This window comes from Altererythrobacter sp. BO-6 (assembly GCF_011047315.1).
Taxonomy (GTDB): domain Bacteria; phylum Pseudomonadota; class Alphaproteobacteria; order Sphingomonadales; family Sphingomonadaceae; genus Erythrobacter.
Genome location: NZ_CP049259.1, coordinates 2,685,966 through 2,711,775 on the forward strand (window position 1 = coordinate 2,685,966; position 25,810 = coordinate 2,711,775).

General features: G+C 63.4%; 24 protein-coding genes and 1 pseudogene. 8 read left to right on the top strand and 17 right to left on the bottom strand.

The window, feature by feature from the left end:
* Nucleotides 1-55: 55 nt before the first annotated feature.
* The 6 genes from G6N82_RS13070 to tsaD all read right to left on the bottom strand — a co-directional run bounded on the left by G6N82_RS13070 (nt 56) and on the right by tsaD (nt 4,957).
* The gene (locus tag G6N82_RS13070; protein ID WP_206520215.1) at nt 56-361 is read right to left on the bottom strand and encodes a phage tail protein; all 306 of its coding nucleotides are present in this window, start codon (nt 359-361) and stop codon (nt 56-58) included.
* Between the two features lie 58 nt (nt 362-419).
* A complete protein-coding gene (locus G6N82_RS13075; protein WP_165197107.1) occupies nt 420-779 on the bottom strand; it encodes a response regulator in 360 nt (119 codons plus the stop codon).
* Nucleotides 780-847: 68 nt separating this feature from the next.
* Nucleotides 848-1,327 (bottom strand): hypothetical protein, encoded by a 480-nt coding sequence (locus tag G6N82_RS13080; RefSeq protein ID WP_165197109.1) that lies wholly within the window; start codon nt 1,325-1,327, stop codon nt 848-850.
* A 62-nt stretch (nt 1,328-1,389) separates the two neighbouring features.
* Complete coding sequence (locus G6N82_RS13085; protein WP_165198257.1) at nt 1,390-2,865, bottom strand: lipopolysaccharide biosynthesis protein; 1,476 nt, start codon at nt 2,863-2,865, stop codon at nt 1,390-1,392.
* 47 nt (nt 2,866-2,912) lie between these two features.
* Nucleotides 2,913-3,914 (bottom strand): NAD(P)H-dependent glycerol-3-phosphate dehydrogenase, encoded by a 1,002-nt coding sequence (locus G6N82_RS13090; RefSeq protein ID WP_165197111.1) that lies wholly within the window; start codon nt 3,912-3,914, stop codon nt 2,913-2,915.
* Complete coding sequence (tsaD, locus tag G6N82_RS13095; RefSeq protein ID WP_165197113.1) at nt 3,911-4,957, bottom strand: tRNA (adenosine(37)-N6)-threonylcarbamoyltransferase complex transferase subunit TsaD; 1,047 nt, start codon at nt 4,955-4,957, stop codon at nt 3,911-3,913. The genes G6N82_RS13090 and tsaD overlap by 4 nt, the downstream gene beginning before the upstream one ends.
* Before the next feature lie 98 nt (nt 4,958-5,055).
* Here tsaD and hemC point away from each other — a divergent pair.
* The 3 genes and pseudogenes from hemC to G6N82_RS13110 all read left to right on the top strand — a co-directional run bounded on the left by hemC (nt 5,056) and on the right by G6N82_RS13110 (nt 7,591).
* Nucleotides 5,056-5,938: pseudogene (gene hemC, locus G6N82_RS13100) on the top strand (hydroxymethylbilane synthase).
* Nucleotides 5,938-6,612, top strand: a complete 675-nt coding sequence (locus G6N82_RS13105) for a uroporphyrinogen-III synthase (protein ID WP_165197115.1) — start codon at nt 5,938-5,940, stop codon at nt 6,610-6,612. The pseudogene hemC and the gene G6N82_RS13105 overlap by 1 nt, the downstream one beginning before the upstream one ends.
* Before the next feature lie 49 nt (nt 6,613-6,661).
* Nucleotides 6,662-7,591 carry a hypothetical protein gene (locus G6N82_RS13110; protein WP_165197117.1) on the top strand — a complete coding sequence of 310 codons (930 nt, stop codon included), beginning with the start codon at nt 6,662-6,664 and terminating at the stop codon, nt 7,589-7,591.
* Nucleotides 7,592-7,597: 6 nt separating this feature from the next.
* Here G6N82_RS13110 and G6N82_RS13115 read toward each other — a convergent pair whose 3' ends face one another.
* Nucleotides 7,598-8,824, bottom strand: a complete 1,227-nt coding sequence (locus tag G6N82_RS13115) for a UbiH/UbiF/VisC/COQ6 family ubiquinone biosynthesis hydroxylase (RefSeq protein ID WP_165197119.1) — start codon at nt 8,822-8,824, stop codon at nt 7,598-7,600.
* Nucleotides 8,825-8,886: 62 nt separating this feature from the next.
* Between G6N82_RS13115 and G6N82_RS13120 the strand changes: the two genes are divergently transcribed.
* Entirely contained in the window at nt 8,887-10,944 is a 2,058-nt protein-coding gene (locus G6N82_RS13120) for a thioredoxin family protein (RefSeq protein WP_346773735.1), read from the top strand.
* Here G6N82_RS13120 and G6N82_RS13125 read toward each other — a convergent pair.
* The 5 genes from G6N82_RS13125 to uvrB form a co-directional block, all read right to left on the bottom strand.
* Nucleotides 10,916-11,485: a hypothetical protein gene (locus G6N82_RS13125; RefSeq protein WP_165197121.1), complete on the bottom strand. Its 570-nt coding sequence runs from the start codon at nt 11,483-11,485 to the stop codon at nt 10,916-10,918. The two genes, G6N82_RS13120 and G6N82_RS13125, sit on opposite strands and share 29 nt — an antisense overlap.
* A complete protein-coding gene (locus G6N82_RS13130; protein ID WP_165197123.1) occupies nt 11,482-12,981 on the bottom strand; it encodes a peptidase S10 in 1,500 nt (499 codons plus the stop codon). Before G6N82_RS13130 ends, G6N82_RS13125 begins: the two co-directional genes overlap by 4 nt.
* Nucleotides 12,982-13,037: 56 nt before the next feature.
* Nucleotides 13,038-13,391, bottom strand: a complete 354-nt coding sequence (locus G6N82_RS15085) for a hypothetical protein (protein WP_241255110.1) — start codon at nt 13,389-13,391, stop codon at nt 13,038-13,040.
* 305 nt (nt 13,392-13,696) lie between these two features.
* Nucleotides 13,697-14,029, bottom strand: coding sequence for a Gfo/Idh/MocA family oxidoreductase (locus G6N82_RS14895; protein WP_206520220.1), 333 nt, complete (start codon nt 14,027-14,029; stop codon nt 13,697-13,699).
* Between the two features lie 41 nt (nt 14,030-14,070).
* The gene (gene uvrB, locus G6N82_RS13140; protein ID WP_165197125.1) at nt 14,071-16,254 is read right to left on the bottom strand and encodes an excinuclease ABC subunit UvrB; all 2,184 of its coding nucleotides are present in this window, start codon (nt 16,252-16,254) and stop codon (nt 14,071-14,073) included.
* Between the two features lie 107 nt (nt 16,255-16,361).
* Here uvrB and G6N82_RS13145 point away from each other — a divergent pair, with 107 nt between their 5' ends.
* From G6N82_RS13145 to G6N82_RS13160, 4 genes are all read left to right on the top strand, one after another.
* The gene (locus tag G6N82_RS13145) at nt 16,362-16,868 is read left to right on the top strand and encodes a DUF3617 family protein (RefSeq protein ID WP_165197127.1); all 507 of its coding nucleotides are present in this window, start codon (nt 16,362-16,364) and stop codon (nt 16,866-16,868) included.
* Between the two features lie 71 nt (nt 16,869-16,939).
* Nucleotides 16,940-17,482, top strand: a complete 543-nt coding sequence (locus tag G6N82_RS13150) for a DUF3617 domain-containing protein (RefSeq protein ID WP_165197129.1) — start codon at nt 16,940-16,942, stop codon at nt 17,480-17,482.
* A gap of 76 nt (nt 17,483-17,558) precedes the next feature.
* A complete protein-coding gene (locus G6N82_RS13155) occupies nt 17,559-18,338 on the top strand; it encodes an alpha/beta fold hydrolase (RefSeq protein ID WP_165197131.1) in 780 nt (259 codons plus the stop codon).
* Nucleotides 18,339-18,535: 197 nt separating this feature from the next.
* Entirely contained in the window at nt 18,536-19,138 is a 603-nt protein-coding gene (locus G6N82_RS13160; RefSeq protein WP_165197133.1) for a LuxR C-terminal-related transcriptional regulator, read from the top strand.
* 10 nt (nt 19,139-19,148) lie between these two features.
* On the opposite strand, the gene G6N82_RS13165 is transcribed toward G6N82_RS13160, so the two are convergent.
* The 5 genes from G6N82_RS13165 to typA form a co-directional block, all read right to left on the bottom strand.
* Nucleotides 19,149-19,697 carry an extensin family protein gene (locus G6N82_RS13165; RefSeq protein WP_241255268.1) on the bottom strand — a complete coding sequence of 183 codons (549 nt, stop codon included), beginning with the start codon at nt 19,695-19,697 and terminating at the stop codon, nt 19,149-19,151.
* Nucleotides 19,698-19,877: 180 nt separating this feature from the next.
* Nucleotides 19,878-20,255, bottom strand: a complete 378-nt coding sequence (locus tag G6N82_RS13170; protein ID WP_165197137.1) for a VOC family protein — start codon at nt 20,253-20,255, stop codon at nt 19,878-19,880.
* A 163-nt stretch (nt 20,256-20,418) separates the two neighbouring features.
* Entirely contained in the window at nt 20,419-22,215 is a 1,797-nt protein-coding gene (gene ggt, locus G6N82_RS13175; protein WP_165197139.1) for a gamma-glutamyltransferase, read from the bottom strand.
* Between the two features lie 26 nt (nt 22,216-22,241).
* Nucleotides 22,242-23,714 (bottom strand): sodium/proline symporter PutP, encoded by a 1,473-nt coding sequence (gene putP / locus G6N82_RS13180; protein WP_165197141.1) that lies wholly within the window; start codon nt 23,712-23,714, stop codon nt 22,242-22,244.
* A gap of 45 nt (nt 23,715-23,759) precedes the next feature.
* Nucleotides 23,760-25,595, bottom strand: coding sequence for a translational GTPase TypA (gene typA / locus G6N82_RS13185; protein WP_165197143.1), 1,836 nt, complete (start codon nt 25,593-25,595; stop codon nt 23,760-23,762).
* Nucleotides 25,596-25,810 lie beyond the last annotated feature (215 nt).

The following is a 25,810-nucleotide window of genomic DNA, read 5'->3' on the forward strand; positions in this document are numbered from 1 at the left end:
ACTAAATTTGTGTCGCCTTTCGCAGGTCAGGCGAATGACTGCAAGTGTGCTTGGTTCAACCGCGGGCGGGGAAAATGCCTTCCATCGCTATGCAATGCTTTACATCCGGACTGCTGATTTTCGGTAGGGCGAAGGTTGTTCGACCATCGCCGCCGAAGCGTGTGCCGAGAAGTGAGAACAACGCGATGTGATCGCTAATTTTCAGGACCGCTCCATTGGTTTCGGCCCATCCGCGCGGGCAAAAGTCAAAGCCAAAGGTGGCGATTTCGCCGAGATGCGGCTCCGATGAGGCGATGGCTGGCACGGATAGAGCGGCTGCAGTGCAAGCAGCGGCGGTCACGAATAGACGTTTGATCATCATTTTCTCCCACTGTTCCCATGGGAGATACAGAAACTGCGCATGTCAAGAAAGCCGCGGTTTAGGCTGATCCCAGCATTCCGTTAACTGCAGCGATCATTTTCGCTGGCGGGCAGGGCTTGCGCAAGGTCGTGGCGCCCGGGAAAAGTTCAGCGACTTCTGCCTCGCTTGAATAGCCCGAATGGAAAATGATCGGCACGTCTTCATCCGCAAGTTTTCGGGCAAGCGCGAAGACCGTGCCATCATCGAGCCTAACGTCGAGAATTGCCACGTCAGGCTTGTGCTTCTGGAAAGCGAGCATGGCGGAGGAAATGTCACGATGCGGGCCTTCGACATGAAAACCCGCCTCTGCCACAGTGGCGCAGAGATCGGCTGCGATAATCCATTCGTCTTCGGCCACCAGGACGCACGGCTGAGCCATGTCAATCCTCCTCGACTCGTGAGTGTCAAGCAAGGCTAACACAGTTTAGCGTCAATGCGCCTATAGAATCATCCGTTCTGGCCGAATTTGGCAGAAAAGCCGGATTCATCGCCCTGGCTGAGGAACTTAGCCTGCTCCACCCAGCTGTCACGCCGGATACGGCCCTCGAAGCGTCCCAGTTGCGCGTCGATCCGGTCGATGTCGGCCTCGTCCCAATCGGCGATCTGCGCAAAGCGCGTGATGCCCATTTCGTTCAAAATGGTGGCGATCTTGGGGCCAAGACCCTTGATCCGGGTCAGATCGTCGCCATCGACTCGAACTGCAGCTGCGGCCGGCTGCGGCGGGGGTTCTGCCGGAGCGGCGTCGATCAGCGCCTGGTTGCGCCGCGCGCGTTCCGCCCCTTCGTCGAGCACGTCCTTCGCCAAGCCTTCGCGGATGACCGAAGTCTTGCGGTTGGCAAGCCACAACACGATCAGCACCGCGACCACGGCGATCGCGATATATGGCCAATAGGCGTCGATGAATTCTGCGGCTGTCACGCTGGTCATCTCCATCTGCAATAATCGGATCGCTTAGCAGCGCGGGCGTTTGTCTGCCAAGCCGCTTACCCTCAAGCGGCATCGCCGCCGATATTGCGGCGGAACAGCACGCGGTCTTCCGGGCCAAACCCGCGATGCCAGATGACATAGCCATAGGTCAGCAGGATTGCCGGAATGCCAAATACCAACTCGGCCCATTCGGGCAGCAGGGTGGCGAGGAAGCCGACAACGACTGCCGGTCCCGTAGCCCACACCAAGCCCCAGCGCCAGTTGCCGACCGGCGCCTTGAGAAGCCGCTTGAGCAGCAAGGCCTTGATCAGGCTGGACACGCCCAGCGCCAGGAACAGCGCCATGGCAGCGCCTGCAGCCTTGAACCCTTCGCTCAGCATCAGCGCTTCGGTGGCCAAAATCAGGCCTACCGTCAGGGCGCCTTGCAGCGCGATGATCCCGATCGAGATCGCCAGATTGCGCTTGCGCGCCATGTAGACCAGCACGCTTTCCGATACGACCGCCATCGATGCGACAACTTCCGCTGCGAGCAGCAAGGCCAGCGCCCCGGTGCCGCCGACGATGGCGGGGCCGCCCAGGCCCATCACCGCTTCTCCCGGTATCGCCAGCGCCAGCGCAATCGCCACCTGTACCGCGATAATCCAGAAGCCCACTTGGCGCACCTGCGCGGCTATGGCGGAATAATTGCCGATCTTGAGGTTTTTCGTGACCACCGGAGAGAGGATCGGCTCGAAACTCGTTTTCAGCTTCTGCGGCAGGCTCGCCACTTCCTTGGCGAAGAAGTAGATGCCCACCGCTCTCTCGGAGGTGAACTGCCCGAGCAGGAACACGTCGAGCAGGCGGGTGCCGCGTTCGATCACGTCTGCACCCACCAGCGGCAGCGCGCGCAGTGCCATGTTACCAAGATAGCGCGGGCGCGGGCGCCATGCCTTGGGCAAGCCATATGTCCGTACGAACGACCACAGCGCGGTCAGCATCGCGGCATAGATCGCAGCGAGAAAAGCCAGCGCAAGGCCGCTTTCGCGCATCCCTGGAATGTAGAAAAAGGCGATCACCGCGATCGACTTTGTCCACGGCTCCACTACGGCGCGCGCGCGCACGGTTGTGGCGATATCGTATTTGTAGGCTTGCGCCGCGAGCAGGATTTCAGTCAACGCGAAAGCGGGGATTGCCGCGACCATCCAGATATCCGCCGGGCCGCTCATGCCATTCGGGAACATGATTGCCGGAAACATCAGGAGCATGCTTGCAACCAGCGCTGAGACGACCAGCGACGCCAGCATCCCGTCGAACACCAAATTGACCTTGGCTTCACCTGCTTCGTCCGCCCCTTCAGTCAGGCGCTGGGCCAGCCCGCGCTTTTCGCCAAGTGCGCAAATCAGCGCGAAGATTTCGATCACCACGAAGGCGGCGGCAAAGCGCCCCATGTCCTCGACCCCGTAGAGCCGGTAGCCGATGAACAGGAACGGGATGCCGCCGATCAGGCGGATCAGGAAACCCAGCGTGTTGGTGCGGCCGCCCTTGGCGAGCGTTGCCATGTCGTCGCCGTGATCGGGCGCGGTGCTGCCGGGCGATGCGGGAGCAGTCACGCCGGTTCGCCGCGTTCAGTGGTAAGCGGGCGGGACAGAAGCTCCTGCACAACCCGTCCAGGTGCGGCGCCGCCAAGCAGGGCATTGACCGCCGCGACGATCGGCATGGCTATGTCGCGTTGCTGCGCCAGTTGCATCAGCACCGGCGCTGTGTAGGCCCCCTCGGCCACGGTTCGCCGATCGGCCATCAGCGCCCCGGCATCGCCGCCTTCACCCAGCGCCTTGCCGAGCGAGAAGTTGCGGCTGGACGTGCTGCTGCAAGTGAGCACCAGATCCCCAAGCCCGCACAGGCCGGCCAGTGTGTCGCGCTCTGCGCCCAATGCCTCGCCGAACCGCAGCATCTCTGCATAGCCGCGCGCGATCAGTGCCGCGCGCGCGTTCTGGCCCAGGCCTAACCCTTCAACCACGCCGCAGGCAATCGCCAGCACATTCTTGATAGATCCGCCAATCTCCGCGCCTGTCACGTCTTCGCTGTAATACGGGCGGAACGTGGGGCGGGCGATCGCCGGGGCGAGCCGGTCCCACTGGGCTTCGCCGCCGCTGCATGCCAGCGTCACGGCGGTCGGCAGGCCTGCGGCGACTTCATGCGCAAAGGTCGGGCCGGAAAGCACCGCCACTTCGCTTGAAGACGCGGCTTCCTGAGCGACATCGTTCATCAGACGTCCGCTGCCCGCTTCGATTCCCTTGCTGCACAGCACCAGGTCGCGCGGTGCCGTGGTCATCTGGCCCAGCACGTTGCCAAGGTGTTGCGCGGGGGTGACCGCCAGCACAATGTCGATACCAGCGAAATCGGCGAGTCTGCCGGTTGCCCGGATGGTGGGGTTGAGCGTGGCTGACGGCAGATAAGGCGTGTTGCGATGGTCGCGGTTGATCTCGTTCACGACCTCGGGCTCAAGCGCCCAGATCAGCACTTCGCGCCCGTCGCTCGCGAGCATTTGCGCCAGCGCCGTGCCCCAGGCACCGGCGCCCAGCACGCCTACGGGGGCAGGGCGGCTCATGCCTTGACCCCCGCCCCGCGCGCCGGCTCGGCTGCGGGGTCGAGCGGCCAGCGCGGCCGCGCGGCCACATCGAGCCTGTCGAACTGCCCCAGCGGCAGCCGCTCGCAGCCGGCCCAAGCGATCATCGCGGCATTATCGGTACACAGCGCCATTGGCGGAGCGGTGAAGCCCATGGCGCGGCGCGAAGCAAGCCCTTCAAGCGCGGTCCGCACAGACTGGTTTGCTGCAACACCGCCTGCGACAACCAGGTGCGGCGGCGGATCAATCCGGTCCAGCGCATGCTCCAGCCGGTCGGTCAGGCAATCGATCGCGGCCTGCTGGAAACTTGCGGCGATATCGGCATCGGCGTGCCTGCCGCTCTCTTTCGCGCGCAAAACGGCGCTTTTTAGCCCGGCGAATGAGAAATGCGGCTCGCTTGAGCCCGCCAGCGGGCGCGGCAGGGGCACCGCTTGCGGATCACCCTGTTTGGCGAGCCGTTCCAGCGCCGGACCGCCGGGATAGCCAAGGCCGAGAATTTTAGCGCTTTTGTCAAAGGCTTCGCCCAGCGCGTCGTCGATGGTGGTGGCGAGGCGGCGATAATCGCCCACGCCTTCGACCAACAGGATCTGGCAGTGCCCGCCTGAAACCAGCAGCAGCAAATAGGGAAATTCGAGCGCGGGATCGGCCAGCCGCGGGCTCAGAGCGTGTCCTTCGAGGTGGTTGATCGCCATTAACGGCGTATCCGAAGCCATCGCCAGCGCCTTAGCTGTGACCAGCCCGACCATCACCCCGCCGATCAGGCCCGGCCCGGCGGTCGCCGCAATCGCGTCGCAATCGGCCAGCGTCAGGCCAGCCTCGCGCATCACGCTGCCGAGCATCGGCGCGAGCTTTTCGGCATGCGCGCGCGCCGCGATTTCCGGCACGACCCCGCCATAGGGTGCGTGTTCGGCCACTTGCGAGGCGACCTGCTGGGCCAGTATTGTCCGATCGCTCGCCACCAATGCCACGGCGGTTTCGTCGCAACTGGATTCAATGCCCAAAACGATCCGCGGCTTTGTGCTCATGGCACTTTCCCTTAGAGGTTTGCGGGGTTAGAGCAAGCGCAGCAATGACTGAAACGACACCCAAGATCCGGCTCGGCACGCGCAATTCTCCGCTCGCCATGGCGCAGGCCTATGAAACGCGCAGGCGCCTGTGCGAGGCACATGGCTGGGCTGAGGACGAGGTCGAACTGGTGCCGGTGCTGGCCAGTGGTGACAAGGTGCTCGACCGGCCGCTGGCGGAAATCGGCGGCAAGGCGTTGTGGACGAAAGAGCTCGATCACTGGCTCCACGAAGGGCGGATCGACGCTTCGGTCCATTCGATGAAAGATGTCGAGACCTTGCGGCCGGATACGCTCCGGATTGCCGCGGTGCTTCCGCGAGCGGATACGGCAGACCGCTTGGTCGGTGCCGCCAGCATTGCCGATATCCCCGCAGGCGCGACCGTGGGGACCAGCGCGCCGCGCCGCGCCCGCGCAGCTGCTTCATGCGCGGCCTGATTGCAAGGTTGTCTCGTTCCGCGGCAATGTCGCGACCCGGCTCGCCAAGCTTGAGCGGGGGGAAGCTGATTGCACGCTGCTGGCCTCTGCCGGGCTTGACCGGCTGGGCGAGGATGCAATCGGCGCGCGGCTCGATCCGCAGGTCTGGCTACCGGCCCCGGCCCAAGGGGCGATCGGTATCGAACGTCGCGCCGACGATAGCGTGACTGCGGCTGCCTTGGCGGTGATCGACCACGCTCCCAGCCACGCGGCAGTGATGGCAGAACGGGCCTTGCTCAAGACATTGGGCGGCAATTGTCACAGCCCGATTGCGGTGCTGACCACTGCTAAGGATGAAAGCCTGACACTGCGCTGCGCGCTGTTCAGCCCTGACGGCAGCGAGCGGATCGAAGCCAGCGCCAGCGGTTCCTCAAGCGATCACAACTGGGTCACCCAACTGGGCCATGACCTGCTGGCGCAGCTGACCCCCGGCATGGTGCCGCATTTCGGGGCAACGCCCGCCTGATGCGGGTTTTCGCGATCCGGCCCGAGCCGGGGCTGTCTTCCACCATAGCGGTCGGAGCCGCACACGGTCTGCCGATCACCGGTTTCCCGCTGTCGCGCATTGCGCCGTGCGGCTGGACGCTGCCTGAACTCGGCGGGATCGATGCCCTGCTGGTCGGCAGCGCCAATGCTTTTCGTCACGGAGGGGACAAGCTGGAGGCTCTGCATCATTTGCCGGTTCTGGCGGTCGGCAAGACGACTGCGGCAGCGGCAGAGAAGGCCGGATTCAGGGTCGCGGCCAGCGGCACGGGCGGACTTCAAGCATTGCTCGATACACTCGAACCGGGGCCCCGGTGCCTGCTGCGCCTGGCGGGAGAGGATCATGTCCCGTTGCAGCTGCCACCCGGTACCGAGCTGATACTTCGTGTCGTCTATCGGGTGCAAGACACGGAAATATCACCCGAATTCGAGAATGAATTGCGAAAAGGGGCGCTGATCCTGCTGCATTCTGCAGGAGCGGCGCAGCATTTTGCCCAGGAATGCGACCGGCTGGGGCTTGATCGAGGCTCGATTGCGTTGGCCGCGCTGGGCCCGCGGATACTCGAGCCGGTCGGCGAGGGCTGGCTTGACGCGCGGTCTGCCTCTACACCCGCTGAGCCCGCACTGCTGGCCTTGGCGCGGGACATGTGCCAATGATGCGGCAAAACGGGTCGGGAGCTGGATAGAGGCTTTGGTACAGACAGCTATGGAATCACGGTTTGGCAGTCGCCGCAAGCGCGCTTCGCTGCGGCCGATCCTGGGTGCGGCAGCGGCATCCTTTGTGCTGGGCGCGGCTGCGGTGGCATACTTCCTCTGGCCGATTGGTGGGGAGAGTGACGCCCCGGCACAGTTGGCAAGCGATGTGGCGGCACCGCTTGAAGGTACCGGTCCCGCCGTTGATCCGGCTGCTTCTCCCTCGCCCACGCCGTCCGCATCCGAAACGCAGGCCGCTGAAGTGGCCGCCGGCGCTGCACAAGCGGTCGAACGCGTGGCCGAGCAACAAGGTGGGCTCGACCAGCGCCTGGCTGCGGCAGAACAACGGCTGGCACGGCTTGACTTGCAGGCGCAAGCGGCGGCCGGCAATGCGGCCCGGGCGGAAGGCCTGCTGATCGCCTTTGCCACCAGGCGTGCGATCGAACGCGGCGCGGAGCTAGGCTATCTCGCCGATCAGCTGCGCCTGCGGTTTGGCGACAGCTGGCCCAATGCTGTGCGGACCATCATCACTTTCTCGCGCGATCCGATCACGCTCGACGTCCTGCTGGCACGCCTCGAAGGGCTGGCGCCTGAATTGCGCGAGAATGACGGCATCAATTCCTGGGCCGATTTCCGCCGCGAGCTGGGCCAGCTGTTCGTGATCCGGCGCGAAAGTACGCCGTCACCGCAGCCCGAGCGGCGGCTGGAGCGCGCGCGGCAGTTTCTTGAAAGCGGGCGGGTCGATGCGGCCATCGCAGAAGTGCAGAACCTGCCCGGCGCGGAAAAGGCCGAAACCTGGATCGCCGATGCGCAACGTTATGGCGCGGCGATGGAAGCGCTGGAAACGATCGAGACTGCCGCAGTGCTTGATCCAGGCCGCTTGCGCGACGGGGCGGGCAATCCGGTTGAGCAGCGCAGCCCGGTCGGCGCACCGGGCCAGTAACCGGGTTCAACCGCGGAGCAGGGCGGGCGCGTCGCCAGAGACTCCGCGGGCTTCGTCCATGAACCAGTGCTTTAGCATGGGCATGCGCTGGACACCCGCCATGCCCAGGCGTCGCACCGCTGAAGCGGCCTTGCCGCGCAGGCCAAACAGGCGGGTCAGCCCGTCGGTTGCCCCCATCACCATGATCGAATCGAGCGCGCGCCAATTCTCGTAACGCTTGAGCGCCTGCGCATCGCCCAGGTCCATCCCAAGCCGCCGCGCTTCCTCCAGCACTTCCACCAGCGCGCCGACATCGCGCAATCCCAGATTGAGCCCCTGGCCCGCGATCGGGTGCATGCCGTGCGCGGAATCGCCGACCAGAACCAGCCGCTCGCCGGTAATGCGCGCGGTGTGCTGCAGGCTGAGCGGATAGGACGAACGCTGGCTGTTGAGCTGCACCTCTCCCAGAATATCGCCCATCCGCTTGACCACTTCGGCCAGGAACGCCCGGTCGGACAATTTCAGCACGCCTGCTGCGTCCTTCTCGTCAACGGTCCAGACCAGCGAACTGTGATGCGTGCCGTCCGGTCCGTCGAGCATCGGAAGTAGCGCGAAGGGGCCATCGGGATAGAAGATCTCCCATGCGACATTGTCATGCGGCTTGGCGTGGGTCAGGCCGACGATGATGGCGCGGTGGTGATAGTCCCACTTCGCCATCTTGAGCCCTTCTTCCTCGCGGCTCGGCGAAAAGCGACCTTCGGCGCCGATCATCAGCGCGGCTTCGAGCACTGTGCCATCGCCCAGCGTGGCGGAAACGCCGAATTCCCCGCGGGTGCGCGCGGTGACATCGACCGGTGCGTGCCAGGCAATCAGCGGCTCGTCTTTGGCGGCTTCGAACAGCGCAAGGCGCAGCTGGCGGTTGGCGAACATGCGGCCCAGCGTGCCGTCATGCGGTGCGGGCGTGAAATCGATCCGGCCAGGTTTCATCTGGTCGGTCACGGCGATAGAATCGATCGGGCAACCATAGGGCTCAAGCGCTTCAGCGATGCCGATATTGGTGAACAGGTTCCAGCTGGCGGTTGAAATGGCCGAGGCGCGCCCGTCAAACCCCTCAGCAGTCAGTTCGGCGGGATCGGCGCGATCCACCACATGGCTGGAAAAGCCCTTGCGCGCCGCCGCCAGCGCCAGCGTCATACCAACCAGGCCGCCGCCGATGATCAGGAGATCGCGCTTGTCAGGTGTTGAGTCAGGCATGGGGAACTGTAACCTTCAGCATTGGTTTGCGAACTGCATCTGTGATCCCTAGAGGCTGATTTGTGACCCAAGCAAGCATGTTCAACCGTTTCCGGGCGATTTGGGCCCTGCTGGCGTTGCTCAGCCTTGCTGCACTCGCCGGTGTCGCGCGCGCGCAAGACAACAATCTTGTTGCCAGCCTGCATGCTGCCGGACCTGTAGTGCCCGGTGAAGAACTGACATTGGCGATCCATTTTGAGCCGGTCTCCGACGAATGGCACGGCTACTGGTCGAATCCCGGCGATGCAGGGCTGGGCATGCAGCTGAGCTGGGACTTGCCGGATGGCTGGCAGGCGGGCGAGCCGCTTTATCCCGTGCCGCAGACGCTGCGGATCAGCGGGCTGATGAACCATGTCTACAAGGGGCCTTATAGCGTGCTGGTGCCGATCACGGTGCCGGCCGGCTTCACGGCGTCAGGCCCTGTCCCAATAGCGGTTGAGGGCCAATGGCTCGCCTGTACCGATGCGATTTGCGTGCCCGAACAGGGCCGGATGAGCGCAACTCTGGTCAGTGACCCGGCAGCGTTTGTTTCAGATCAGCGTTTCCCGGCATGGCGTGCTGCGATTGCGCCGCCGCTCGATCGTACGGGCCAGTTCGAATTCAGCGCGGGCAAGCTGCGGGTGGCGATCCCGATCCCAGCATCGATGGCACTCAATCAGCCGCACCTGTTCGTGCGGACCGAACGCGTTGCAGACTACGCTGCGCCGCAGATGTTTCGCCGTGATGGCGACACGCTTGTGGTCGAAATCCCGTTGAAGGGCGGGGCAGAGCCTGACCGGATCGAAGGCATTCTGTCGCTGGGCGGCGGCAACGGCATTCGCTTTGAAGCGGAGCCCGGCGCAGTGCCGACCGGCGGTGAACTCATCGCGGGAGAGGCCGCCACTGAGACACCGCCGATCTGGTTGCTGCTCTTGGGTGCGCTGGCAGGCGGGTTGCTGCTCAACATCATGCCCTGCGTCTTCCCGATCCTGAGCCTCAAGGCGATCAGCCTTGCGCGCGCAGGCGAAAGCGAGGCGCAAGCGCGCAAGGAAGGGCTGGCCTACACCGCCGGGGTCGTGCTGGCCTGCGTCGCGCTAGGTGCGGTCATGCTGGCGCTACGTGCCGCTGGCGAGCAGGTTGGCTGGGCCTTCCAGCTGCAGGAGCCGGGCGTTGTCGTGTTCCTGTTGCTGCTGGCGGCGGCGATTACCGCCAATTTCGCTGGGTTGTTCGAACTGCCCTCTCTGTCATTCACGCGCAGCGGCGAGCCGGCCAGTGCCTTTGCCACCGGATTGCTCGCAGCGTTTGTAGCGACGCCGTGCACCGGCCCGTTCATGGCGGTGGCGCTGGGTGCAGCGCTGTTGCTGCCGCCGGTGCAGGCATTGGTGCTGTTCGCCACGCTGGGACTGGGGCTGGCGCTGCCGTTCCTGTTGATCGGCCTCGTACCTGCGCTGCGGCGCATGCTGCCCAAGCCCGGTACGTGGATGAACACCTTCCGGCGCGTGATGGCGATCCCGATGGGGCTGACAGCACTCGCACTCGTGTGGCTGACAGCGCGGATTGGCGGGCAGGGCTTTGCCATGTTCGCGCTGGTAATGACCGCAGGCGTGATCATTGCGCTGATGGTGGTGGGCCGTTTGCAGCAGCGCGGCAAGATGGCCTGGCCTGCGTTTGGGCTGATTGCTGCACCCTTCCTGATCTTCGGCTTTTTCGCGTTACCCGCCAGCTATGCCGAGCAGGTTACGGATACTTCGCAATCGCTGCTCAAGCCGCAAGCCTTCAGCGAAGCCGCGCTCGCCGAAGCGCGCGCCAGTGGCAAGCCGGTGTTCGTATGGTTCACGGCTGACTGGTGCGTAACCTGCAAGGTCAATGAAGGCGTGGCGATCGAACGCGAGGCAACCCGGGCCGCGTTCGACCAGGCCGGCGTGATCGCCATGGTGGGTGACTGGACGCGGCGCGACGCCGAAATCAGCACCTTCCTCAACCAGCAAGGTGCGGCGGGCGTGCCGCTTTACCTGTGGTACGAGCCGGGCGGGGAGGGCGAGCAACTGCCGCAGGTGCTCACCGCCGATATGCTTACGGAGCGGGCACAGCGTCCGCGCTAGTTACAGCGTCGGGTGCATTGGCGCGACAGGTCTCGATCAATTCGCCAGGGAGGGGTGAGGGATTTAGCACCAGACGGCCCGCGCCCGGGATAGTCACCGCAACGTCGCGCCTGCCGGTCAGCACTTCCCAATCGGGCGAATCCGCCGGTGCGGTCGTTTCCCATAGCCATGCGCCGTCGCTCTCAGTCGCGTCGATCGGGATGCGCGCGACATGGCCATTGCCGATCAGCGCGACAAATGCCTGGGCCTCTGCATCTGCCTCGGCATAGCGGGTGAGACGGATCGCCGGAGCGCCGTCGCCCAGGACACAGGCTATGGCGAGCAACGAAGGCTCTCCGGGAATGCCATAGATCAACCGCCCTGGCGTGCGGCTTTGCGCCCAGATCGCGCCTTCGGTGTCTGGCGACATGATCGGCTCTGACGGGCCTTCCAGCGCAGCCGGTTCGCCGCCGGCGATGTCGGCGTCAGTCGGTGGCGGCTTGCACCCGGCAAGCGCCAGCACAGCGGCGAAGGGCAGGGCGCGCAGCACGCTGTGGCTCATCGCGCGCGGATGAAAGCGCGGATATCCTGCGACAGCTTGGTCCGATCCTCGTCGCGGACATACATCATGTGGCCCGCATCGTAATATTTCAGCGTCACCCGGTCCTGCGGAATGCCCATGCGGTTGAGTGAATATTCCGCGCCGAAGAAAGGCGTGGCGAAGTCATACCAGCCCTGTGCATTGAAGACGCGCAGCTGGGAATTTTGGCGCATCGCCTGGCCAATAAAAGGCGCCACGTTGAGATAGGCATTGCGGCCCCAGCCGCTGCCGAGCGACCAGTTCCATTGCCCGCCGATGCCGCTGATCGACTGGTACTCACGGTCAGTCTGGAAGCCCAGGCTCTCGCGTGCCCAGCTGTTGATCGCAGCGGTGTAACCCGCATCGATGCCATAGAAGCTGGGATCATTATCAGGGGTTTCCCCGGCATTGTCGTAATCGGTGCCGGTGTAGCGCGCATCGAGCCGCCCGATTGTGAGGCCCCGGTCGCGCAGCAGCTCCTTGTAAAAGCGCTGGTCGGTGACGCGCAGATTGGCCTGTTCCAGGTACTCTTCCGAAAGGCCGGTGAGGCGGGAGAGCTCTGCGCGCACTGCGGAGCGCTCGGCAGCGGGCAAAGCCTGTCCCTTGAGCAGCGCACTGGCGAAGGGACCGATCGCGAACTGCCGCGCTTCTTCCGCGATCGCTTCGACTGAGGGCGCTTGGACTTTGCCATGATAATATGCTGCGGCTGCCATATTGGGCAGAGTCACGACATAGGCTAGCTCGTTGCCCGGCGTGGGCTCGCGCATCGCGAAATCGAGTATGGTCGAAATCAGGATCAGCCCATTTAGCCCGACATCGTTGAAGGTCCGCCCTTCGAGTTCACGCGCCACCATGGCGGTGCGGGTGGTGCCATAGCTTTCCCCGCCCAGGTATTTCGGGCTGTTCCAGCGGCCGTTATCATTGATCCAGCGGCGGATCACCTGCGCCACCGCTTTAGCGTCTTCTTCCAGCCCGTAGTATTTCTTCGGGTCAGTGCCCTCGGTCAGATAGCTGAAGCCGGTACCCGGCGGATCGATGAACACCAGGTCCGCCACGTCCAGCAGGCTGTCAGGATTGTCGAGGATCGGATAGGGCGGCGCACCGTCATCGCGCGCATCGGAAGGGATCGCAACCCGCTTGGGCCCGAAGACGCCCATCTGCAGCCACACCGAGCCTGAACCCGGCCCGCCATTGTACATGAAGAACACCGGACGCGAGGGATCGCGCGGCTGCTTCACATAGCTGGTGGTGACGATCACCGCTTCCTGCTTGTCGCCTTCGCCGGTCAGTATCGTTTCGCCGATGGTCGCGCGATAATTGATCCGCTGGCCGCCGAAGGTGCCTACCAGGTCGCGGGTTCTGACCTGCGGCTCGATCTTTGCGGCGGGTGCCGAAGCCTTTTCGGCGGGCGCATCGGCAAGGACAGGCGCGGCTAGGGGAAGGGCGATAAGCGCGGCGGCGCAAAGAAGATGCTTCATGGCTAGCGACTATCCCCGGCATGATTAGTTCGTCAACAGGTAGGAACCTGACTCGCTTAAGGTACCACGAAGTCCAGAGGACGGATGCGATCCATGATCCAGGCTGTGTGACTGGCGCTCTTGCCGGTCGATGGGTGCGGTGAACCGCTGATCAGAGCGTTGCGCATTGCAGCGACATGGTTGAGCTGGATAATCGCAGGGTTTTCGACAAATTCCTCCCAGACTGCTCCGCCGCTATCGATTTGCAAGGGTTCTTCCTCGAAGATCGAGCAGGTTATCCAGCCTTCGCTTCCGGTAATCTCCACCCGATCCAGCCTGCTGCTGGCTGCAAAATTCCAGGTTCCCGAACCGAGCACGCCGGACTTGTGCTGCCAGCAACCAGCAACCAGCAACCGCATCGGCTGCGGCATATCGGCCCTGCTGGTTGGTGGCGGTGCCACAAGCCTCGGCCACTTCACCGAACAGCCAGTGGAACAGGTCGAGGCCATGACTGGCCAGATCGTCAAAATAACCTCCGGGGGCGACTGCGGGATCGACCCTCCAGTCGTTCGCGAAGCTATGGTCCGCCGGGCGGCTGGCGCGGTGCAAGGTCCAGTGGACATGGCGCACATCGCCTATAGTCCTGCCGTCCAACAGCTCGCGCAGGCGGCGGAACCGCGGCAACGAGCGACGGTAATAGGCGACGAACAGCGGTAGGTTACGGCTCTCGAATGCCTCAAGGATGCGTTCGCACGCGCTGTGACCTCGGCGCCATGGGCTTTTCGATGCAGCATGGCTTGCGGGCTTCCGCCACCGCAAGCGCCAATTCCTCGTGGCTGTCCGGCGGAGTGGCGATGTAGACCGCGTCGATTTCGTCGGAGTGCACCAGTTCCATTACGCTGTCGAACACCAGCGCGACATTATGGCGTCGGGCATAGTCCGCGGCTTTGCTACGATTCCTGCCAAACACACCTTTGAGTGAGAAATCTTCGACAACCGAATAGGCGGGGGCGCTTTTTCGCTCGGTCACGCTGCCGCAACCGATCATGCCCCATTTCATGTGGCCCATTGAGAATTCATTTCCTTTCAGTAGGTTGTCGGGATCGCCACTTACCGCATCTTCCGCTGCGTTTTGCCATAACGCATTTTGCGCGTCCCCGGGCGGCCTTCGGTCGACTTGCCTTTGACCGGTGCGAATTTCTCGCCGTCCGATAGCCCCAGCTCCTCGTTCTCGAGTCGGCGGATTTCGTCGCGCAGGCGCCCGGCTTCCTCGAACTCCAGATCGGCGGCAGCGGCGCGCATGCGCTTCTCCAGATCCTCGATGTAAGCGCGCAAATTGTGCCCGACGAGGTTGTTGCGTTCCTCATCGCCTGTCTCGACCGTCACACTGTCCTGCGACGCCGTATGCGCGACAATATCGTGGATGTTGCGCTTGATGGTCTGCGGGGTGATGCCGTGCTCTTCGTTATAGGCCTGCTGCTTGGTGCGGCGACGGTCGGTCTCGGCGAGGGCGCGCTCCATGCTGCCGGTGACGCGGTCGGCATAGAGGATCACCCTGCCATCGACATTGCGCGCGGCGCGGCCGATAGTCTGGATCAGCGAGGTTTCACTGCGCAGGAAGCCTTCCTTGTCGGCGTCGAGGATGCACACCAGCCCGCATTCGGGAATATCCAGGCCCTCGCGCAGCAGGTTGATCCCGACCAGCACGTCATAGACGCCAAGGCGCAAGTCGCGGATCAGCTCGATGCGCTCCAGCGTCTCGACGTCACTGTGCATGTAGCGCACGCGCACGCCCGCCTCGTGCATGAACTCGGTCAAATCCTCCGCCATGCGCTTGGTCAGCGTGGTAACAAGCGTGCGATAGCCGAGCTGCGCGGTTTTCTTGCATTCCTCGATGCAGTCCTGGACCTGGTCCTCGACCGGGCGGATCTCGACCGGGGGGTCGATCAGACCGGTGGGGCGGATCACCTGTTCGGCAAAGACGCCGCCGGTTTGTTCCATCTCCCAACCGCCGGGAGTAGCCGAGACGCAGAAGGTCTGCGGGCGCATCGCGTCCCATTCGTTGAAGCGCAGCGGGCGGTTATCGATACAACTGGGCAGGCGGAAGCCATATTCGGCGAGCGTCAGCTTGCGGCGGTGGTCGCCGCGCGCCATCGCGCCGATCTGCGGCACGGTCTGGTGGCTTTCGTCGACGAAGAGCAGTGCGTTTTCCGGGAGGTATTCGAACAGGGTCGGCGGCGGTTCGCCGGGCAGGCGCCCGGTCAGGAATCGCGAATAGTTCTCGATCCCCGCGCATGAGCCCGTTGCGGCGATCATCTCGAGATCGAAGTTGGTCCGCTGCTCCAGCCGTTGCGCTTCGAGCAGGCGGCCCTCTTCGTGCAATTCCTTGAGCCGCTCCTGCAACTCGAATTTGATCGCCTCTGCCGCCTGCTTCATCGTTGGGCCGGGGGTGACATAGTGCGAATTCGCGTAAACCCGCACCTTGTCGAGGCTTGCACCTTTCTTGCCGGTCAGCGGGTCGAACTCGCTTATCTCTTCGATCTCGTCCCCGAAGAAGCTGAACCGCCAGGCCATGTCCTCATAGTGGCTGGGGAACAGCTCGAGATTGTCACCGCGAACGCGGAAGCTGCCCCGCGCAAACGCCGTGTCGTTGCGCTTGTATTGCAGCGCCACGAGCTTGCGAATGAGCTCGCGCTGGTCGACGCTCTCGCCAGCCTTGATGTCGAACACCATCGCCGAATAGGTTTCGACCGAACCGATGCCGTAAAGGCACGAGACCGAGGCGACGATGATCACGTCATCGCGTTCCAGCAGCGCGCGCGTGGCCGAATGGCGCATCCGGTCGATCGCCTCGTTCACGCTCGACTCCTTCTCGATATAGGTGTCGGAGCGCGGAACGTAGGCTTCGGGCTGATAGTAGTCGTAATAGCTGACGAAATACTCGACCGCGTTGTTCGGGAAGAAGCTTTTGAACTCGCCATAGAGCTGCGCGGCGAGGATCTTGTTGGGGGCGAGCACCAGGGCAGGGCGCTGCAGCGTCTCGATCACCTTGGCCATGGTGAAGGTCTTGCCGGAGCCGGTTACCCCCAGCAGCACTTGAGTTTGTTCGCCCTCCCTTGCCGCACCAACAAGCTCCGCAATCGCGGTCGGCTGGTCACCCGAAGGCTCATAGTCGCTGACCAGTTCGAAACGCTTCCCGCCATCGGCCTTTTCAGGGCGGGCGGGCCGGTGCGGGACGAATTCCGCGCCTGTCTCGGGCTCGTCGAGGCCCCTGCGAATTACCAGTTCTGCCATAGCGGAACATATGGAGCACATTAACCGGATTCGCAATCGCGCGTGCCGGGAAATGCAATCTTAGGAAGAGCTTGGTAGAACTGTCGTGGCAAGATTTGGAGGGGCCAATGCAACTGGTTCGATATTCGGGTGTGATCGCGGCCGCGGCGCTGCTGGGATCATGCGCTGGCGACAATCCCGACAACGTGCCGCTGTACGGCGACTGGGAGATGATCACCACGCTTGGCAGCCTCTATATCGACGGGCGGCTGGTCCCGCCTGAAATGGTCCCACCCGAACTCAAGGCGCTCTCTGCCAGCGAGAAGCGCTGCGGCGAGCCGATGTTCATCAACCGCGAATGGCAGCAGGAAGATATCAACCGGCGCGTGCGCGGTGATTGCACCATCGAGCAATATGACGTGACGCCAACCCGTGTGACCGGCAGCGGCATCTGCGCGAATGTGGCGCCAGAGGCAGGCTTCAATCCGCGCTTTACGGTCGACATCACGCAGTCGGCAGAGCAATACCGGATGAAACTGGAAATGAAAGGCGACGCGACCTTGCCCGGCCAGCCGGGACGGCATGTGATCCGCGTGCTGGCAACGCAGGAAGGGGTGCGGCTGGGCGAATGCTGACCTGAAATGCAAAGTGGTGCTTTGCGGCGATGCTTGTTATCACATCGCGTCACCAATTTCCGGAGGAAACCATGCACTATCAACCAGTTCTCGCGATTTCTGCCGTACTGCTGCTCGCAGCCTGTGGCAGTGACCCGGCCGATGAAGCTGCAAGTGGTGACAGCGTAAGCCCCGCGGAAATTGCCGAACGGGTCGACGCAGCCGATATCAAGCCTCAGCCGGGCCGGTATCGCAGCACGGTTGAAATTCTGGAGCTCGATATTCCTGGTGCGCCTGAGCAGATGGCGGAGATGATGCGCTCGCAAATGGGTTCGCAGACCAACGAATACTGCCTGACGCAGGAGGAATCCGAGCGCGGCTTTGAGGAAATGGCGCGGCAGTCGCAGGAAAGCAGCGACTGCCAGGTCGAGAAATTCGATGCAGCCGGCGGCAAGATTGACGCGCGCATGGCCTGCACAATGCCGGGACAGGGAAAGATGACCATGACCATGGTGGGTACCGGGAGTTCGACCGGCTCGGAAATGGACATGACCATGAAGGGGAATTTCGCAGGTCCTCAGGAATCCACCATCCGGATGAAGGTCAATCACGAGCGGATCGGCGATTGCCAATAGTCTGACTGTGATCTGACAGGCCTGAATTTCGATTGCTTAATCAGTCATTCAGCGGTTTTGGCCATGTTACAATTTTATGGCAACCAAGGCATCCCTGCTGGGCCAGCCGCTTGCGGCATGGGCGGATAGCGAATTCGCGCGGCGCGTCGCCTTGGCGCGCCAACCTGCTGCGGCACAGATCCAGCCGCCGCGCAAACGGCACCTGCTGGGCGAAACGATCTATCTTATCGAGCCGCTGCTGCGCCCGTTCCGGCGGCTGAAGGTCAAGCCGGCCAGCCAGCCGCGCATTGTGATGATCCTGCCGGGCTTTGCCACGCATCCCTCGCGCATGCGCTATCTCGCGCGGCAGCTTGAGCGGGCCGGGCACAAGACCAAGCGCTGGGGTTTGGGCTTCAATCTCGGCCCCACGGAAAACAACATCGATGTGCTTGAGCGGCGGCTGGAAGAAATCCATGCGCGCTATGGGCAACCGGTCGTCATGCTGGGCTGGAGCCTTGGCGGGCTGTTCGCACGCGAGCTGGCGCATCGCCGGCCAGAGCTGGTTGCCAAGGTGATCACCATGGGATCGCCCTTTTCCGGCGATCCGCGCGCCAACAACGCCTGGCGCCTCTATCAGTTTGTGACCGGTCATGCTGTCGATAACCCGCCGGTTGATCGCCCGGTAGCAATGAAGCCCCCGGTTGAAACCGTGGCTCTGTGGAGCCCGCGCGACGGGATTGTCGCACCGCGCAGCGCCCGCGGGAAACCGGGCGAACGCGACCGGGCGATTGCCCTGCGGTGCCGGCACATGGGTTTTTCCTATACCGATGAAGCGATCCTGACAGTTCTTGCGGAGCTTGAACGTCCGGCAAATTGAATGGCATTGACGCCAAGGCTTGGCAGGTATTCTCGCTTAGGCACCAATCCTGACGCGAGAAGCGCGTAATCCCGATCCAGATCGAAGCAAATAATTGCGCGGTTTTCCTGCATTCCCGCCGCCAAGCGCAGCGGCTTCGCTCCATTACGGAAGCAGTCTGGCGTGCAGAGAGCGGTGCTGCGCGGCAGGACGATGCCATGTCCAGCAAACCGACCTTGCACTTTGTCGATCCATCGAGCCGGGCGCGCGCCGAGTTCGCCCGCCTCTGTTTCGCCTTGGGCCATCACACGGAAGTGTATGGCGACGTTTCCGAACTTACAGCGCACTGCCCGCGCGACGGAATAATCGTGCTGAATGATTTGGGCACTGAGCAGACCATTTCGGTGGTATTCGATCAATTGAGCAAATCGAACATCCTCCTGCCAGTTTTGGCAGTGGCACAGGAACCTTCGGCCAGTCGCATTGTCGCGGCGGTCAAGGCAGGCGTACTTGATTACCTTTCGCTGCCACTTGATCCGGCTGGCCTTGCCGCTTCGATCGACCGGATCGCTGCGGAAGCGGAGAGCTATGTGGCCGCCCGCAAACGAATGTTGGACGCGCGCGCAAAGATCGAATGCCTTTCGGGCCGTGAGCGTGAAGTGCTCGATTGGCTGACGCGCGGCAGCAGCAACAAGGCGATAGCGCGTGAGCTCGACATCAGCCCGCGCACGGTCGAAATCCACCGTGCCAACATGATGGCAAAGCTAGGGGCAAGCCATGCAGCAGATGCGGTCCGGCTGAAGCTGGAGGCGCGGCTTTAGCCTTTATGCCTCAGCGGCAGAAACCTCCGCCGCCAAGCTCCACATGCAAGTGGTCGCGGTGCGCCGCGTTGTATTCCGGGCCCAGCACCGTACCGAAGCGCTTGCAGGCGCTTTGATGCACAACGCGCAGGAACTCGCGTTCCTTGCTGCTTCCGCCTGACCAATCGTCCAGCACGCTGATCCTGCGACCGTCCGCAAGCACGAAGGCTGCCACATCGATCGCTTCGGCGCTGGCATGGGCCGAGCGGCGGCTGGTCCCGGCAACATTGCGGCAGGAATAGCTGCCCATGGTCTCGATCCGGGCCAGCGGGCTGCCGAGGATCTGCCGCGCTGCGCGGTCGACGCCGAAGCGCGCCCAGCCGGCGAAAATCTGCGCCGTGGGGCAAGCGAGTGGGCCAATATTGGTCACGCCCAGCTGGGCTTCGTCGCTGCGCACGGCGGACAATTGCACCGCGCCGCTGAAAGCGCAGCCGGGGCCGTCGATCCGGTCAGGCAGCGGCGAGAAACGGCTGCCAGTTTCGTTCAGTCCGGCAAGGCACATTTGCGCTTGCTGGCTCATCGCGACCGGGCGCGGGGCCGATTGCGGCGTGTGCGATGCGCGTTCGGGCACTGCGCCGCAAGCGCCGAGGGCAGCAGAAAGCAGGATAAGGGTCGGCGCACGTGGGAACATGGCCGCAAGTCTGCAAAACTATGGTTAACCAAGCGTAAACGCCGCGGTGCAACCGTGGGCTTCAACGCATCATTCCGGCAGTTCGTCGGCCACCTGCTCCCACAGCTCGATTTTCACCCCGTCGGGGTCGAGCAGCCAGGCAAACTTGCCATAGCTTTCGTCGACACTGTCGAGCACTTTCACCCCGCGCTTCTTGATGAGTTTCACGAAGCCGTCGAGATCGTCCACGCGCAGGTTGATCATGAAGCCGCCCTTGCCGGGCTTCACATAGGTATCGTCCTTGAAATGGCTGATCAGCGAATAGGGGTTGGCCTTGGGCTCCTCCGCCCAGGCAAGCTGCGGGCCATAGGGGCCGTCAATGCCGAGCTTCTCGCGATACCATGCGCGCGTCGCTTCGGGGTCTTTCACGACATAAAACACGCCGCCCAATCCGGTCACTCTGGCCATATTGCCCTCCCGCATAGCCTGCCCGATGGAACACATGGAACACAGTCCAAGCGAAGAAAAGCGCCCTTGCGCGAAGGTGTTGCAGGCGCGGAGCTTTGGCAGGGACCGAGGCGTTCCATGCGCGCATTCTAGCGCGAATGCGGACAAGTAGGAAATCGCGGCGTCAGTAGCCCTGCGCCTGTCCGTCTTTGCGCATTTCGGTGGCGCCGGTCAGAACGCCGGTTTCCGGATCGCGCGCGATCGCCTGATAACCGCCGAACATGATGCCGTTGCTGACCACTTCGACCTTGTGGCCCATGGCTTTCAACGCATCGACTGTTTCGGCGGGGATGCCCGGTTCGACGAACAGCGTGCCGAGCGGGTCCTTTGCGGGGCCGCTGGCGGGCTCGGTCGGCTCGCGTCCGCCCTCGTGGTTGATGCGCGCGGCATCGCCCGCTTCCTGCAGGTTCATGCCGTAATCGACGAGGTTGATCAGCACCTGGACATGGCCTTGCGGCTGCATTCCGCCGCCCATCAGCCCCAGCGTCATATAGGGTTTGCCGTCCTTCTTCACGAAGGCCGGAATGATGGTCTGGAACGGGCGCTTACCCGGCGCGTAGGCATTGGCATGCGCCGGATCCAGGCTGTAAAGCTCGCCGCGGTCCTGGAACATGAAGCCAAGGCCGTCGGGCGTCAGCCCGCTGCCCATGCCGCGATAGTTCGACTGGATCAGGCTGACCATCAGCCCCTCGCCATCGACCACGGTCATATAGGTCGTATCGCCTGGCCCCTCGAGCTTGGGCTCGGGCAAGGGGTCGCCTGGCGCGAATCCCGGGGTGGCACGAGCGGGATCGATCAGCTGGAAGCGAGCATAGCCGTAAGCATCGGAGAGCAATTCCTGCGGGAAGGGCGCGAAATCAGGATCGGCATAGAATTTTGCCACATCGGCATAGGCCAATCGCTTGGCTTCGGTGATATAGTGGATCACTTCGGCGCTGCCGCGCTCCCACTGTGAAAGATCGACGTACTTGAGAATGTTGACCATCTGCAGCGCGGCGAAGCCCTGCGAATTGGGCGGCAGTTCGCACAGCTCATAGCCCTTGCGATAGTGGACGCAGGCCGGTTCCACCCATTCGCTGCGATGCGCGGCGAAATCCTCCAGCGTGAAGGCGCTGCCCTGGCGCTGGAGATAGTCGACCATCACCTGCGCGCTTTGGCCCTTGTAGAATTCGTCGCGCCCATTCTGCGCGATCCGCTGCAGCGTGTCAGCAAGATCGGGGTTCTTGAATATCTCGCCAGCCTTGGGCGCGCCATTGGCGAACCATGTGGCGCGGGCATTGGTAAAATCGAACTGGTCAGAGCGGCGCTCGAACGAACGCAATGCCCGATCGAAGTACATGCCGATCACCGGTGCGACCGGATGCCCTTCTCGGGCGTATTGGATCGTCGGTGCCAGAACATCGGCTATCGGCAATTGGCCAAAGCGGTTGTGCAGTTCGAACCAGCCATCGACCGTGCCGGGGATGGTGACGGACAGGTGGCCAAGCGCTGGCAGGCTGTCTGCGTCGCCGAGCTTCTCCTTTAGCTGTTCGAGCGTCTGGCCCCTGGGCGAGCGGCCCGAACCGTTGAGACCATAGAGCTTGTCCGTCGCAGGATCGTAGACGATCACGAAGATGTCGCCGCCAATGCCATTGCCGGTCGGCTCCATCAGGCCCAGCGCGGCGTTGGCCGCGATCGCCGCGTCAACCGCGTTGCCGCCGCTTTTCAGGATGTCGAGCGCAACCTGTGTTGCCAGCGGATGCGCGGTCGCCGCCATGCCGTGTTGCGCGTGGACCGGACTGCGCGACCATGGCGCGCCGACCGGGCGCCCGCCGGCGCCGATCTGCTCATCCACTGGCCTGGTAACGGGCGCCTCAGCGGCGAGCGGCGCCGCGATGGCCAGCGATGCGGCGGTTGCAAGGGCAATCTTGAGGGTTTTCATATCTGGCGCTCCAGTCCTTTTGCCGATCAACCCTGCGCAGGCGCCGCAGTTCCTTCCAGCCTGCTGACGATGATGATCGCCAGCCACGCGGCGACGAAGCCGGGTATGATCTCGTACACACCCGGTCCGCCCAGGAAGCTGCCGTTCCAGCCAAGATAGATCCATCCCATAACGACCACGGCCCCAGTCACCAGCCCGGCCAGCGCGCCATTTGCGGTCATCCTGTCCCAGGTCAGCGCGAGGACGATCAGCGGCCCGAACGCTGCGCCGAAACCGGCCCAGGCGTTGGAGACGAGTCCCAGCACCTCGCTTTCGGGATCGGCGGCAGTGGCAATTGCTGCGAGCGCGACCAGCGCCACGCAGATCCGGCCCACATTCACCGCCTCGCGTTCGCTGGCCTGCTTGCGCAGGAACAGGCGGTAGAAATCCTCGGTCAGCGAGCTTGAGGAGACCAACAGCTGCGAGCTGATTGTGCTCATGATTGCCGCCAGCAGCGCGGCGAACAGGAAGCCTGTTATCAGCGGGTGGAACAACAGGTCCGACAGGACGATGAAAATCGTTTCCGGATCGTCCAGCACCATCCCGTTGCGCTGCGCATAGGCGCGGCCCGCAATCCCGACGCCGATTGCGCCGATCAGCGAGACCGCCATCCATGCTAGGCCGATGTTGCGCGCGGTTGGCATGTCTTCGACGCTGCGCACCGCCATGAAGCGCACGATGATATGCGGCTGGCCGAAATAACCCAGGCCCCAGGTCACCGCGCTGAGAAAGCCGATGAAGGTCAGGCCGTGGGTCAGGCTGAGGAAGCCTTCCTGCGGGATCGCCGCAATCGATCCGCCGCCACTGCCGCCTTCACCGAACATCACCACCAGCGGCATCAGCACCAGCGCCACCACCATGATGCAGCCCTGCACGAAATCGGTAAGGCTGACAGCCAGGAATCCGCCGACCATGGTATAGGCCAGCACCACGCCTGCTGTAATCCAGATGCCGAGCATGTAATCGCTCATCCCGGCATTGGGCAGCAATCCGGCAAAGGCGGTTTCGAACAGCTTGCCCCCGCCAACAAGGCCGGCGGCGGTGTAAACGGTGAAGAAGGCAACGATGATGATGGCGGAGACCACCCGTAGCGCAACCGCCCGCCTGGGAAATCGGTTGGCGAGGAATTCGGGGATGGTCAGCGCATTGCCGAGCGCCTCGGTCTGGGCACGCAGGCGCGGGGCCACGACGACCCAGTTGACGGCCGCACCCACGAATAGCCCGATCCCGATCCATGCCTCCACCAGTCCGCTGGCATAGAGCGCGCCGGGCAGGCCGAGCAGCAGCCAGCCCGACATGTCCGAGGCGCCCGCGCTGAGCGCGGCAACCGCCGGCGGCAAGTTGCGCCCGGCAAGCAGGTAGCCTTCGGATGTGTCGGTCGATCGCTTCCAGGCAAACAGCCCGATGCCGAGCATGAGGATGAAATAGAGCGCGAGGGTGACGAGTGTGCCGCTGTGCATGTGCCAGCGGGTATCAGGCCGCGCGCGCGATGGCTACCGCCTCGCTTACGCCGCGTCCTTCTGTCGCTTCGCCTTCTTGCGCTCGTGCGGGCACAGCAGGGTCTTGCGCAGGCGGATCGACTTCGGCGTCACTTCGACCATCTCGTCATCGTCGATATAGGCGATCGCCTGTTCCAGGCTCATCCGCCGCGGCGGGGTGAGGCGGATCGCATCATCCTTGCCGCTTGAGCGGATGTTGGTGAGCTGCTTCGACTTGAGCGGGTTCACTTCAAGGTCGTCCGGCTTGGCGTTCTCGCCGATCACCATGCCTTCATACACGCGCGCCTGCGGAGCAATGAACAGCTCGCCGCGCTCTTCCAGCGAATTGAGGGCATAGGCCACCGCCTCGCCGTCCCCATTGGAAATAAGCACGCCGTTGATGCGGCCTTCGATCGGGCCCTTGTAGGGGCCGTATTTCTCGAACAGGCGGTTCATGATGCCGGTGCCGCGCGTATCGGACAGGAATTCGCCGTGATAGCCGATCAGCCCGCGTGACGGGGCGGAGAAGGTGATGCGGGTCTTGCCCACGCCTGAGGGGCGCATTTCGGTGAGGTCCGCCTTGCGGCGCTGCATCTTCTCGACGACTGTGCCCGAGTGCTCGTCATCGACGTCGATCACCACGGTTTCATAGGGCTCCATGCGCTGGCCGTTCTCTTCGCGGAACAGCACCTTGGGGCGCGAGATGCCAAGCTCGAAGCCTTCGCGGCGCATGGTTTCGATCAGCACGCCCAGCTGCAGTTCGCCGCGGCCGGCAACTTCGAAGCTGTCCTTGTCGGCGCTTTCAGTGACGCGGATCGCGACATTGGTTTCCGCTTCGCGCAGCAAGCGGTCGCGGATCATGCGGCTCGTAACCTTGTCGCCCTCGCGCCCGGCGAGCGGGCTGTCGTTGACGGCAAAGCGCATCGCCAGCGTCGGCGGATCGATCGGCTGCGCGGCGATCGGCTCTTTCACCGAAGGATCGGCGATGGTGTTGGCAACGGTCGCCTTTTCGAGGCCGGCAAGGGCGATGATGTCACCCGCCTGCGCTTCGTCCACCGGAACCCGTTCCAGCCCGCGGAAGCTCAGCAGCTTGGTCGCCCGGCCAACTTCGACCACCTTGCCGTCCATGTCGATGGCATGGATCGGATCGTTGACCTTGAGCTTGCCCGACTGGACCCGGCCGGTCAGCACGCGGCCCATGAAGTTGTCACGATCAAGCAGCGTCGCCAGGAAGCTGAACGGGCCATTTTCGTCCAGCTGCGGCGCGGACACATGTTCCACGATCTTGTCGAACAGCGGGGCGAGGGACCCTGAGCGCGCCTCCTGGTCCTCGCTGGCATAGCCATCGCGGCCGGAAGCATAGAGCACGGGGAAGTCGAGCTGCTCGTCATTGGCGTCGAGGCTGACGAACAGGTCGAACACTTCGTCGAGCACTTCCTGCGGGCGGCCATCGGGACGGTCGATCTTGTTAACGATCACGATCGGGCGCAGGCCCAGCGCCAGCGCCTTGCCGGTGACGAACTTGGTCTGCGGCATCGCGCCTTCGGCCGCGTCGACCAGCAGGATAACCCCGTCGACCATGCTAAGGATGCGCTCCACTTCGGCGCCGAAGTCGGCGTGGCCCGGCGTGTCGACGATATTGATGCGGATATTCTGGCCCGCGTGTTCCCATTCCACGCTGGTGCATTTGGCCAGGATGGTGATCCCGCGTTCCTTTTCCAGGTCGCCCGAATCCATCGCACGCTCTTCAATCCGCTGGTTTTCGCGGAATGTACCGGACTGGCGGAACAGCTGGTCGACCAGCGTGGTCTTGCCGTGGTCAACGTGGGCGATGATCGCGATATTGCGAAGCGGACGGGCCATAGGAAACTTCCGAGAATAAAGGGGGGCGGCATGTTGCGCCGCACAATTGGCCGCGCCCCTAGCCGAAGCGCGCCGACATCACAAGCGCGAGACGCAAGCGGACGTAACGGAAGGTGTGTCGCTGTGGCAACATGGGGATAACGCGATGTCCTATTACCTCGATGATTCTTGTACTGATTCCACCTCTACCCTAGAGTGATTGCGGGAGCCGGGGT